This window comes from Vibrio sp. 1580, from assembly GCF_033340055.1.
Map to the genome: position 1 here is coordinate 81,788 of NZ_JAWOVT010000006.1, position 12,697 is coordinate 94,484.

The 12,697-nt window shown below is 45.4% G+C and carries 11 protein-coding genes; 5 read left to right on the forward strand and 6 right to left on the reverse strand.

The features are described 5' to 3' along the window. The first annotated feature begins 3 nt into the window (after positions 1-3). Both R7093_RS11300 and R7093_RS11305 read left to right on the forward strand, forming a co-directional pair. Entirely contained in the window at positions 4-498 is a 495-nt protein-coding gene (locus tag R7093_RS11300) for a DUF3299 domain-containing protein (RefSeq protein ID WP_005379600.1), read from the forward strand. Between the two features lie 322 nt (positions 499-820). Next, positions 821-1,726, forward strand: coding sequence for a TIGR03899 family protein (locus R7093_RS11305; protein WP_005379599.1), 906 nt, complete (start codon positions 821-823; stop codon positions 1,724-1,726). An 89-nt stretch (positions 1,727-1,815) separates the two neighbouring features. Here R7093_RS11305 and cysC read toward each other — a convergent pair whose 3' ends face one another. The 5 genes from cysC to cobA all read right to left on the reverse strand — a co-directional run bounded on the left by cysC (position 1,816) and on the right by cobA (position 7,725). Beyond that, positions 1,816-2,433 (reverse strand): adenylyl-sulfate kinase, encoded by a 618-nt coding sequence (gene cysC / locus R7093_RS11310; protein ID WP_318146655.1) that lies wholly within the window; start codon positions 2,431-2,433, stop codon positions 1,816-1,818. A gap of 24 nt (positions 2,434-2,457) precedes the next feature. Continuing rightward, positions 2,458-4,182: an SLC13 family permease gene (locus tag R7093_RS11315; RefSeq protein WP_318146656.1), complete on the reverse strand. Its 1,725-nt coding sequence runs from the start codon at positions 4,180-4,182 to the stop codon at positions 2,458-2,460. A 250-nt stretch (positions 4,183-4,432) separates the two neighbouring features. Then, positions 4,433-5,863, reverse strand: a complete 1,431-nt coding sequence (cysN, locus tag R7093_RS11320; protein ID WP_017633444.1) for a sulfate adenylyltransferase subunit CysN — start codon at positions 5,861-5,863, stop codon at positions 4,433-4,435. Between the two features lie 18 nt (positions 5,864-5,881). Continuing rightward, entirely contained in the window at positions 5,882-6,790 is a 909-nt protein-coding gene (cysD, locus tag R7093_RS11325; RefSeq protein WP_005379592.1) for a sulfate adenylyltransferase subunit CysD, read from the reverse strand. Between the two features lie 59 nt (positions 6,791-6,849). Continuing rightward, complete coding sequence (cobA, locus tag R7093_RS11330; protein WP_031780800.1) at positions 6,850-7,725, reverse strand: uroporphyrinogen-III C-methyltransferase; 876 nt, start codon at positions 7,723-7,725, stop codon at positions 6,850-6,852. A gap of 275 nt (positions 7,726-8,000) precedes the next feature. Between cobA and cpdB the strand changes: the two genes are divergently transcribed. Further along, the gene (gene cpdB, locus R7093_RS11335) at positions 8,001-9,962 is read left to right on the forward strand and encodes a 2',3'-cyclic-nucleotide 2'-phosphodiesterase (protein WP_318146657.1); all 1,962 of its coding nucleotides are present in this window, start codon (positions 8,001-8,003) and stop codon (positions 9,960-9,962) included. Between the two features lie 97 nt (positions 9,963-10,059). Further along, positions 10,060-10,638 (forward strand): Crp/Fnr family transcriptional regulator, encoded by a 579-nt coding sequence (locus R7093_RS11340; RefSeq protein WP_005379584.1) that lies wholly within the window; start codon positions 10,060-10,062, stop codon positions 10,636-10,638. A 54-nt stretch (positions 10,639-10,692) separates the two neighbouring features. Here R7093_RS11340 and dbpA read toward each other — a convergent pair whose 3' ends face one another. Then, positions 10,693-12,072, reverse strand: coding sequence for an ATP-dependent RNA helicase DbpA (dbpA, locus tag R7093_RS11345; RefSeq protein WP_005379583.1), 1,380 nt, complete (start codon positions 12,070-12,072; stop codon positions 10,693-10,695). A 142-nt stretch (positions 12,073-12,214) separates the two neighbouring features. Here dbpA and R7093_RS11350 point away from each other — a divergent pair, with 142 nt between their 5' ends. Continuing rightward, positions 12,215-12,676, forward strand: a complete 462-nt coding sequence (locus tag R7093_RS11350) for a GNAT family N-acetyltransferase (RefSeq protein WP_017820295.1) — start codon at positions 12,215-12,217, stop codon at positions 12,674-12,676. The last annotated feature ends 21 nt before the right edge of the window (positions 12,677-12,697 follow it).

Here is a 12,697-nt window from a genome sequence, read left to right on the forward strand (position 1 = left end):
AAAATGTGGAAAAAAATACTCGCAAGTTGCTTGCTGGTCGTCGCATTCACAGCGCCTGTTATGGCCAGCGAAGAACCATTAAAGCTTGACTGGATTGACCTTGTTCCAGAAAAAGAGCGTAAATTGTTCGACAGTATAGGCATGCCCGCATCTGATCACAGTGGTGGCGCAGCCCAGCAGTCCAAGATTGGTAACGTTCGACCAGAACTGAACGGAAGCCAAGTTAAAATTCCGGGGTTTGTTATCCCACTTGAAGGTGATGCCGATACCGTCACCGAATTTTTATTGGTGCCATATTTTGGAGCTTGTATTCACGTGCCACCACCGCCTCCAAACCAGATCATTTACGTGAAGTTTCCGAAAGGCGCGCCTGTTCAAGAGTTGTGGGATGTTATATATGTGGTTGGAACGTTGAAAACCGAGACGATAAACCACGAACTGGCAGAAACGGCTTACGTTATTGAGGGATCAGAAATAGAAGCCTACGACGATATGTAATTTAAGTCGTCGATAAGCCTCGCTACACCTAAGGCGTCACACTGGCGCCTTTTTTAGCTTTGTGCTACACGATATAACGAGATAAATACGCTAACACGCCCACATAAATAACCAAAAGAAACGCTATCGACAGGTGCTTTTTGAGTTTACCTGCTTCTGAGAACTTCATAGCCCCTCCAAAATAACGATAACAATTTTAACAACTCATTATCATTTTGAATAGCCCTATTCGTTCAAAAACTGAGAACTCCTGTCTGGTCGCTTGGTCAGATAAGGTGTAAATTTAAACGTGCGAACCGCGCAGTTCTTGGTAGGAAAACGAATGGCAGACCCGACAAAGCAACCTGTTGTCATCGAACATCAGTCAGACACAAAAAAAAATACGCAACAAGAAAAGAAACAAGGCTACATAAAAGACAGTGCTAGTAAGGTAAAAACCATTGCCCAAATACACGGTCTTGACGCCTTACTGCAAACCGAACCGCCAGCCAAATCTGCGTTTGAAAGAGCCCAATTGCGAGAGCAAAGACGCCAAGAACAGCGACAAAAAAACTTAGAACAGATTTTAAAATTAGCGCACAGTTCATGCCGAGATGAGACAGCGGGAGAGCCAGACCAAGATTGGTTGCATCGATTTTTTGAGATGGCTCAAGACATCCATAACAGCGCGATGCAAAAGCTATGGGCTCAAGTGATGAAGCGTGAAGTGACCAATCCGGGTTCAACATCCATGAAAGCGTTGAAAACCCTCAAAGATATGTCACCAAAGGAAGCACAAACTCTGCAAAGAGCCGCCTCTTTAGCGTGCAGTTTTGGAGGGGATCACAGCAGAAAACTGCTGATTGGTTACAAAGCGCAAGGAGGCATATTTAGCTTCGGCAAGCGAGACGTCGCCAACAGCCTAAATATGGGAAGTTTTCAACTGCCGTATTCAAGCTTGTTGCTCTTAATTGAATTAGGGCTGCTGCACAGTGCCGAACTTGAATCTGGCGAAATTAGTATCGAGACACCGTTGGTCCTCACCTACCAAGGTAAAAACTTGTCGCTGAACGTAAACAGTAAAGGTGTCCGCCTTTTATATTACCGCTTCACACCCACAGGCAATGAGCTCTGTACCTTGCTCGGAAACAAACCACATGCCGAATACTACGATCAAATGCTTGCACTGTTAAATCATAGATTTAGTGTCCATAGTGAAGCTAAAAGTACGGTTCATCATACTGTCTAGCCAGTTGGAGAAGCATTTGACCACCTATGATCCAAATACTTCTCCAGCCGCTCAAAGAGCTTTAGGTCACCTATGATCTAAATGCTTTTTTATCGGATCACACCGCGTTGTTTAAGATCGATTAAGCACAAACCCACCAACTCCTCGACACTCTTTTCTCCTGCGGGCAAATCGATTTCAGGGTTCTCTGGCGCTTGATATTCCGAATCAATACCAGTGAAATTAGGAATCTCTCCCGCACGGGCTTTACGGTATAAACCCTTAGGATCTCGACCTTCGCAAACCTCTAGAGATGCATTGACATACACTTCAATAAACTCGCCTTCTGGCAATAAATCGCGCACTAACTTCCGCTCTGCACGATGCGGTGAAATAAACGCCGACAGAACAATTAAACCCGCATCTGCCATCAACTTCGCCAGTTCACCAATGCGACGAATGTTCTCGCGACGGTCCTGTTCAGAAAAACCTAAATCGCTACACAAACCATGCCGTACATTGTCACCATCCAATAAATAGGTGTGGTAACCCAATGCTGCAAGGCGATTTTCCAACGCCCCTGCTACGGTTGATTTACCCGCTCCAGATAAACCAGTGAACCACAATACGGCAGGTTTTTGCTTCTTTAATTCAGCACGAAACTGTTTATCAACCGAATGCTGGTGCCAAACAATGTTTTCATCTTTTACCGTCGTTTCGGCAGTCATAACGTATCCTTGTAAATATCGGAATTAAAACGGGAAAAAGACCGGGATCAAAGTAAGTACTAATACAGAGTACACAATCGAAATTGGCACTCCAATTCTCACGTAGTCGGTCAATTTGTAATTTCCTACGCTGTACACCAGCAGGTTAGTTTGGTAACCGTAGGGAGAGATAAAGCTCGCACTCGCGCCGAACAAAACCGCCATGATGAATGGCATCGGATCCACGCCATAACCCACCGCCATGCTATAGCCGATAGGAAAAGAAAGCGCAGCCGCGGCATTGTTTGTCACCAATTCAGTGAGTACCAATGTCATGATATAAGTCGCCACCAAGGCACCAAATACTCCCCAGCCATTAAACGCTTCAATAAACATCACTCCCATTCTTTCTGACAATCCAGAAGAGATCATCAGTTGAGCAATAGACAAAGCGGAACCGACAATCACGACGATATCGATCGGAAAACGGCGGCGCAGTTCTGAAATCTGCACAATACCAAACGCAATAAGCGCGATAAGGTACACAGCTAGACCTTTAATAATCGGTACTAACTCTAATAGAGCGCATCCAATTACGGCTGCAAAGCCCAGTAATACAATGGAAGACTTATTCGTATCAAGCCGAGCGCTAGAGTCCAAGTCATGCACTAAAACAAACTCTTTACGATGAGCTCGGCGTTCAGACTCAAAACGCTTTCCTGGAACCAGAACTAACGTGTCTCCTGGCGCTAAGGCAATACTACCCAAGCCACCTTCTAGGCGTTCGTGGCCTCGGCGAATCGCCACAACAACGGCATCGAATCGGTCGCGGAATCGGCTCTCTTTGAGGGTTTTGTAGCAAAATGTCGCCGACGAGCTCACCACAACTTCGATAAAGTTTTGCCCATTTAAGTGCTGCTGACCAAACAACTTGAGGCCCGGAATTTCTTGCAGGGTCGCGACGCTCTCAACATCGCCACAAAATAACAGGCGGTCTTTTGCATTGAGCACAAAATCCGGTCCCACAGAAGAAACAGTAACACCATCGCGCACCACTTCTGCAAGAAACAGTTTGCGCAGCGCACGTAAATTATTCTCGCTGATCGTACGCCCAACTAGCGGTGAGCCTGGCTCAACGCGAGACTCAAGAAAGTAAGGTAAATCTTCTTGGTTTTGATCATCATAATTCGGTAGCAAGTAGCTGAGCGGGATAAGAATCAGCATCCCTCCCACCAGCACAGCCAAACCTATCATCGTGGGTGTAAAAAAGCTCAGGCTCGGTAAGCCTGCGTCTTCGACAAAGCTGTTGATGATTAAGTTAGTCGACGTACCAATCAAAGTTAATGTGCCACCAAAAATGGCGGCGTAAGACAAGGGAATAAGTAATTTCGAAGGTGCATGCTGCTGATTACGCTTAATCGCCCCAATCAATGAGACAACCACAGCGGTATTATTCGTAAATGAAGAGAGCAAGGCTGTCGATACACCGAGCTTAGCAATCACGCTGCCTAACTGGCCCTCAGAGATACTTCGGCTCACCCAACTGATCAGCAGTGTTTTTTCTAGAGCACAGGATGCAAGAATCAATAGAACCAGGGTTAACAATGAAGAGTTGGTAAAATTGGATGCGATAGTGGCTGAATCCATCATCCCAGCCATGAATGCAATAAAAGCGGCACCCGCAAAGACATAACTAGGCTTAATTTTCGTGACAAGCAAGCAAGTGATAATGCCAAGCAAAATCGCTAACACAAACCCTTGTTCCCACATAGCCTTTCCTTACCAAATAGCCCTAAAGGGCACAACAACGACTCATTTATCCATGAATCACCGACAAACGAGCAAACAGACAAAAATCAGCGCAAGCGAAAAGAACATCAGAATGCTCGGTTTCTTGGGCTCCACCGAAGCATTCTGGTATTAGGAGAATACCTAACGACATTTCGCAATTCAGTTAGGTAGCGACACCCCAAGTACAACAGCAAACAGTGCCTGAAATTATCGTACTTGGGTGAGCCAGTTACTTTTTCAGAAACTGGCTGACGTCTTTTGCTTCCCAGTGTGGGAAGTGTTTACGGACAAGCGCATTAAGCTCAACTTCAAACGCAGAGATGTCCGTCAAATCGCGCTCAACCACGGCGAGGCTCTCTTTAACCATGCCAGCACCAACCGTCACGTTTGTCAGACGATCGATAATGATAAAGCCACCGGTATCTGCACAGTCTTGATAATTGTCCAGCGCGACTGACTCATTAAGAGACCATTCACACAAACCAATACCATTCAATGGCAGCTCTGCCGAGCTATGAGTCGAGAGATTATTAATGTCATATTGATGACGAATCGCTTCAACATGACCTACGGTTTTCTTACCTGCGATTTTGATGTCATAGTCACGACCCGGTTGCAGGGGTTGCTCTGTCATCCACACCACATCGGCAAGCAAATGGTTTGTGGTTTCCACTTGAGCATTATCTAGAACAATCAAATCGCCACGGCTAATATCGATCTCATCGCTTAGCGTCAGAGTGACAGCTAATCCGGCACGAGCTTCTTCGATATCACCATCAAAGGTCACAATACGTGCCACAGTTGACGTTTTACCCGATGGCAATGCTTTAATGGCATCACCGACTTTGATCGAACCAGAAGAAATGGTCCCCGCAAAACCACGGAAATCGAGGTTAGGACGATTAACGTATTGCACAGGGAAGCGGAATTCACCCGCGCCTTTTTCTTGATCCACATCGACCGTTTCAAGAAGCTCAAGCAATGATGGGCCTTTAAACCAAGTCAGGTTTTGGCCTTTATCCACCACATTGTCCCCTTCAAGCGCTGAGATCGGGATGATTTGAATATCAATATCCCCTGTCAGATTCTCAGAGAACTTCAGATACTCATCGCGGATCTCTTCAAAGCGCTCTTGGGAGTAATCCACTAAGTCCATCTTGTTGATCGCCACAACAAAGTGCTTCAAACCCAACAGGTTGGAAATGAAAGAGTGACGACGAGTTTGATCGAGAATGCCCTTACGTGCATCAACCAGAATCACAGCTAAGTCACATGTCGATGCGCCTGTAGCCATGTTACGTGTGTACTGCTCGTGTCCAGGAGTATCTGCAATGATGAATTTACGTTTCTGCGTCGAGAAATAGCGGTAAGCCACATCAATCGTGATCCCCTGCTCGCGCTCAGCTTGTAAGCCATCGACCAACAACGCAAGGTCAGGTTTTTCACCCGTGGTGCCCACACGTTGGCTGTCTGAGTGCACTGCCGCTAGCTGATCTTCATAAATTTGTTTTGAGTCATGGAGTAAGCGACCGATTAATGTACTTTTACCGTCATCCACCGAGCCACAAGTCAAGAATCTAAGTAACGACTTGTACTGGTGTTGTGTTAAATAGCCTTCGATACCAAGCTCGGCTAATTGAGCTTCAACTGCACTGTTCATTATCTTTCCTTAGATCCTTTAGAAGTAACCTTGACGTTTCTTAAGCTCCATCGATCCTGACTGATCGTGGTCGATCGCTCGGCCTTGGCGCTCACTCGACGTTGCCACCAGCATCTCTTCGATAATGCCAGTTAAAGTGTTTGCTTCAGACTCGATGGCCCCAGTCAATGGATAACAACCAAGGGTACGGAAGCGCACACTCTTCTCTTCAATCACTTCACCCGGTTGAAGCTCCATACGATCATCATCAACCATGATCAGCATGCCATCGCGTTCAACAACTGGGCGTTTGTCCGCGAGGTAAAGCGGCACGATCTCGATGTTTTCTAAATAGATGTATTGCCAGATATCAAGCTCAGTCCAGTTAGACAGCGGGAATACACGAATGCTCTCACCCTTATTGACCTGGCCGTTGTACGTCTTCCATAGCTCAGGACGTTGGTTTTTAGGATCCCATGTATGGTTCTTATCGCGGAATGAATACACGCGCTCTTTCGCCCGTGATTTCTCTTCGTCGCGGCGCGCACCACCAAAGGCCGCATCAAAACCGTACTTGTTCAGCGCTTGTTTTAAGCCTTGAGTCTTCATGATGTCAGTGTGCTTAGAAGAACCATGAACAAACGGACTACAGCCCATGGCTAGACCTTCTGGATTCTTATGTACCAAAAGCTCAAAACCGTATTTGGCCGCGGTGCGATCACGAAATTCAATCATCTCGCGGAACTTCCAATCGGTGTCAACATGCAGCAATGGAAATGGAATCTTACCTGGGTAAAAAGCTTTACGCGCAAGGTGCAGCATCACTGATGAGTCTTTACCAATCGAATACATCATGACTGGGTTATCAAACTCAGCCGCAACTTCACGGATGATGTGGATACTCTCCGCTTCGAGTTGTTTAAGGTGAGTTAAACGTTGTTGGTCCATGTTTTGTATTTCCTTTTTAAGCTTGAAGGCGCATTACGTCTCTAATCTTTGGTCTGAAATTATATGGAGTTGGCAATAGCACTTTTGTTGAATTCAGTACTAGACAAAAACCAGTCTAACTTTTGAGACAGCCGCACTACCTCTCCGACAACAATCAAAGATGGCGATTGTGCTTCCTTCGATAAATCAGAGAGTTGGGAGAGTTCTCCCGTAAATACTTTTTGTTGAATCTGCGTGCCACGCTCAATAATGGCAATCGGAGTCGACGCTGAACGGCCATGCTTAATGAGTTGATTCTGAATATAGTGTGATTTCATCAGCCCCATGTAGATCACTAAAGTCTGATTCCCACGCGCCAACGTGGACCAATCCATCTCATCACTTTCTTCTTTCAAGTGGCCAGTCACAAAGATGGCCGATTGCGCATAATCACGATGAGTCAGTGGAATACCAGCATAAGCGGTTGCGCCAGCTGCTGCGGTAATGCCAGGGACAACTTGAAAACGAACGCCGGCATCAGCAAGCACTTCTAACTCTTCACCACCACGACCAAATACAAACGGATCCCCACCTTTAATGCGCACTACTTTGTAGCCCTGCTTGGCAAAATCCACCAAAAGCTGATTCGTCTTCTCCTGCGGCACACTGTGATGCCCAGCTCGCTTCCCAACGCACACCAAAATCGTATCGCTTGGAATCAATGCCATGATTTCTTCAGACACCAAGTAGTCGTACAAAACCACGTCAGCTTGCTGCAAGCAGTTCAGTGCTTTCACCGTCAGAAGTTCAGGATCGCCTGGTCCTGCACCTACTAAGGCGACTTCACCAGGCTGTAGCGATTGCTTTGCAAAACGAGTAACACCAGCGACTGGGTTGTCAGAAACTAACCGGGGCTTTGGTTTAGGAAAAGAAGTGACTGAATCGTTCGTTGCCATGTGCTTGCTCATCGTCCATTGATATCGTTATGCAAGCATTATGGCGGGGCGTTTATATTACCTGAAATTCTAAAATTTCATTTTTTATTCAAAAATCTGCTAAGAAGTTTTTGTTTGGTCTCATTCAAAAGCGTGAAAAAGTCGGCGGTTAATATGAATAAGGTTCAGTAAACTGATTAATGTTCACAGTTTTCTGTATCTTTATCATCGAGTTGCACCTGTGTTTGATACATTACGCAGTACGATTTCCCCTTATCATTGAATTGGAGCACCAAATGAAAGTGGCAGTTCATCCTATTTCCCTCGCAGTATTAAGTGGCATGCTAACGCTTGCTGGCCCAACAATGGCCGATACCATCAAGCTTCGTATTATCGAAACCACCGACATTCACACCAACGTGATGGATTACGATTACTACAAAGACCAACCATCACAGCAAATCGGTTTAAGTCGCGCAGCGACAATAGTGAAACAAGCTAAGTCCGAGACAGAAAACACGGTACTAGTAGATAACGGTGATTTAATTCAGGGCAGCCCAATGGGCGATTACATGGCGGCAAAGGGGATTAATCCCGGCGACGTGCACCCAGTCTACAAAGCGATGAACCAGCTAGACTACGATGTGGGCAACATTGGCAATCATGAGTTCAACTATGGCTTAGATTTCCTACAAACGACGTTGAAGGGTGCAAACTTCCCTTACATCAATGCAAACGTATTTGATAAACAAACCGGTGAGCATTACTTCAAGCCTTACCTCATCAAAACTCACACATTTAAAGACACAAACGGCGAAGCGCATCAAATAAAAGTGGGTTACATCGGCTTTGTACCACCACAAATTATGGTGTGGGATAAGAAGAACTTAGAAGGCAAAGTCTTTGCTAAAGACATTAAGGAAACAGCAGAGAAACTGATTCCTCAAATGAAGAAAGAAGGCGCAGACGTGATTGTGGCGATTCCACACTCGGGCATTTCTACTGATCCATACAAGCTAGGCGCTGAAAACTCTGTTTACTACCTCACAGAAGTTGAAGGTATTGATGCAATTGCTTTTGGCCACTCTCACGCAGTCTTCCCAGGGAAAGACTTCGCAAACCTACCTGGTGTTGATATAGATAAAGGGACCATCAATGGTGTAACGTCCGTGATGCCGGGTCGCTGGGGAAGTCACGTAGGTGTGATGGATTTGATGCTGAAAGAGAAAGACGGCAGATGGCAAGTCGTCGAAGGCCAAGCAGAAGCACGCCCTATCTTCGATAAAGTAAATAAGAAGTCATTAGCTAAAGCCGATGAAGATATTGTGAAAGCGTTAGAAGATGATCACAAAGGCACTCGTGAATTTGTAAACCAACCAATCGGCAAAGCAAATGATGTCATGTACAGCTTCTTGGCATTAGTGCAGGACGACCCCACCATTCAAATCGTTAACCTTGCTCAGAAAGACTACGTAGAACGCTTTATTCAAGGCGACCCAGACCTTTCTGACATTCCAGTACTGAGTGCGGCAGCACCATTTAAAGTCGGCGGTCGTAAGAACGATCCGAATAACTTTACAGAAGTAGAATCCGGTCAGCTCACCTTCCGTAATGCGGCCGATCTTTACTTATACCCAAACACCTTGGTTGCGATGAAAGTGAAAGGTAAAGAAGTTCGCGAATGGCTAGAGTGCAGTGCGGGTCAATTCAACCACATCGACATCAACAATCCTAAACCGCAATCTTTGATTGATTGGGATAATTTCCGTACGTACAACTTCGATGTTATTGATGGGGTTAACTACCAAATCGACGTTACCCAACCGCCGAAGTACGATGCGGATTGTAAAGTGATTAATCCAGATTCTCAGCGCATTGTGAATCTGACGTTCAATGGTAAGCCTGTCAATCCGAAGCAAGATTTCATCATCGCAACCAATAACTACCGTGCTTATAGCAATACTTTCCCTGGTACAGGCCCAGATTTCATTGCATTTGACGCACCAGATGAAAACCGCTCTGTCGTCGCCACTTATATTTCTCGCGTGAGTGAAGAAAAAGGAGAAGTGACACCAAGCGCTGACAACAACTGGTCTTTCGCACCGATTAAGTCCGATAACAAGCTAGATATTCGTTTCGAAACCTCCCCTAGCGATAAAGCGGCGCAGTTCATCAAAGAGAAAGGACAATACCCAATGAAACGCGTGTCAACAGACGACATTGGTTTCGCAATTTATCAAATCGATCTGAATAAATAAGGTTGATTTGACAGCAACACTAAGCGGCTCTCATGAGCCGCTTTTTTGTTATCAATAAAACCCGTTAAAATAAAGAAAACCGTTTCCGAGTTATCACATGCACATCGATCTTTTTTCAGACTTAGTCAATCATGGCTTTTTAGAGACAGAAGCAAACCAACTTATTGAAAATGGTGAGTTGCTCGAACTGCCTACACGCCACATTCTTAATCACCAAGGGGAGTTGAGCTCACACCTTTACTTCATCATTGAGGGGTTATGCCACGCAAGCTATCTCACGGAGCACGGCAAAGAATTCAGTAAAGAATTTTATTGGGAGAAGGACTGGGTTATCGGGTTTGAGAGCATAATAAAGGACCAACCTTCGCCTTACTTATTGGAAACGCTGAGCGCTTGTCAGCTATTTTGCTTGCCAATTGAAACGTTGCATCACTGGCGAGCAGAAAAGCACGCCATTTACTTAAAGCTACTCGAAAACCAACTGGTTAATAAAGAGAATAAAGAACGCTTTATGTTGCTCTACTCTCCAGAGGAACGATATCAATTATTTTGCGCTCATTACCCAGATTTAAAGCAACGTATTACCGATAGTCAAATTGCGGCCTACCTGGGCATTACGCCAATCAGTTTGAGTCGAATCAAAGCACGCTTAACCAAAGATCACACTCTCAAATAAACTCAAAAAAGAAAAAAGCTCTTCAAACGAAGAGCTTTTTCTCTGCTATTTGAGCTATTTAAGAATTCGCGCCCGGAACTGGCGCCCTTTCATCTTGCCGTTACTAATGGTTTGTAGAGCCTTTTTAGCCACAGACTTTTCGACGGCAACATAAGCGCGCACAGGGAATAGGTGAATCTTTCCGACTTGAGAGCCTGGAATACCATTTTTTCCTGTCAAACAACCTAAAATATCACCCGGTCGTACTTTCTGTTTCTTACCGCCATCAATGTTAATCGTCACCATTTTCGCTTGGTATGGCTGCTGATTTGATTTGGCAGGCAATGTTGCTGGTACCACGTCCATCTCTAGGTATTCTTCAATACGAGCTACACGTAAACCGTCTTTCTCACCAAAAAAGCTAAACGCTAAACCTTTACTACCCGCACGACCTGTACGACCAATACGGTGCACATGAACCTCAGGATCGCGTGATAGCTCAAAGTTAAAGACAGCATCAAGATTATCAACGTCTAAGCCACGCGCCGCAACGTCTGTTGCAACAAGGATAGACACACTCTTGTTAGCAAACTGCACCAATGCTTGGTCGCGTTCACGCTGCTCTAAGTCCCCATGGATATCGATAACGCTGAATCCTTTGTGATGCAACTCATCTGCGACACTTTGCACTTCTTTTTTGGTATTACAAAAAACCACCGCGGACTCTGGCTGGTGAGTCAGCAGCAAATTCGCCAACGCTTCATCACGTGCTTCCGAGCCTTCAACTTTATAGAAGTACTGCGCAATGCTTGAGGTATCATGCGTCGATTCCACCTTAATCACTTCCGGTGTCTGCATTATACGCTGCGCAATTTGCTCAATTTTCTCTGGAAAAGTAGCACTGAAAAGTAGAGTTTGGCGCTGCTTTGGCGCTGCATCGATGATTGCATCTAATGCGTCTTGGAAACCCATGTCCAACATGCGATCAGCTTCATCTAGCACCAAGGTATTCAGTTCGCTAAGATCAATTCGGCCTTTCTCAAGGTGATCCAAAATACGACCAGGAGTACCAACTAGGATATGCGCACCATGCTCTAACGAACCAATTTGTGGCCCCATTGGCATCCCACCGCAGAGAGTAAGCACTTTAATATTATGAATGCCGCGACCTAAAGTACGAATTTCCTTCGCTACTTGATCTGCAAGCTCACGTGTTGGACACAATACTAATGACTGGACACGAAAGCGTTTGACGTTGAGGTTCGATAAAACCCCTAAACCAAATGCAGCGGTTTTACCTGAGCCCGTTTTACCCTGCCCGATGACATCACGATGTTTTAGGATTGCAGGCAAGCTCAAAGCTTGAATTGGCGTCATGTGGGTATAGTTCAGGGAATCAAGTGTGGCGAGTAACGCTGGGTTCAGCCCAACTTGATCGAATGTTTGTTTGCTCACGGGGATATCCTCAGGTGAGATGGAAAGAGGGCACATTATCACCAGATTTGGTGGGAAAACCAGTGCTAATTAACCTTTGTTAATGAGTATGAGCTCAAAACAAAGTAAAGTCAGTCACTCTATTCTCATTACGGATAACAACATGCTCACTTGGATTACTTTGCCCTTTGCTCAGCTAACAACCACACAGCTGTATGAAATGATGAAATTGCGTGTGGATGTATTCGTTGTTGAACAAACCTGCCCTTACCCTGAACTTGATGGTAAGGACACACTGGAAGGCGTTTATCATCTAATAGGCTATCACGGTGATGAACTGGTTGCTTGCGCAAGATTACTGCCCGCAGGCACTACGTATGACAATGTGAGTATTGGTCGAGTGGTGACAAAGCAGACCGCGCGAGGCGGTGGCTTAGGTCATAAGTTATTGGACAAGGCCTTGGCACAATGCGAAACATTATGGCCAGGACAGACAATAGATATAGGTGCTCAAGAACACCTCATCCAGTTTTATGCTAGTCATGGATTCAAGGTTATCTCAGAGTGCTATCTTGAAGATGGTATCCCTCATGTGGATATGCGGAAAGAATCCGTAGCGCTATAAGTTTCAATTCGATTGGTTACT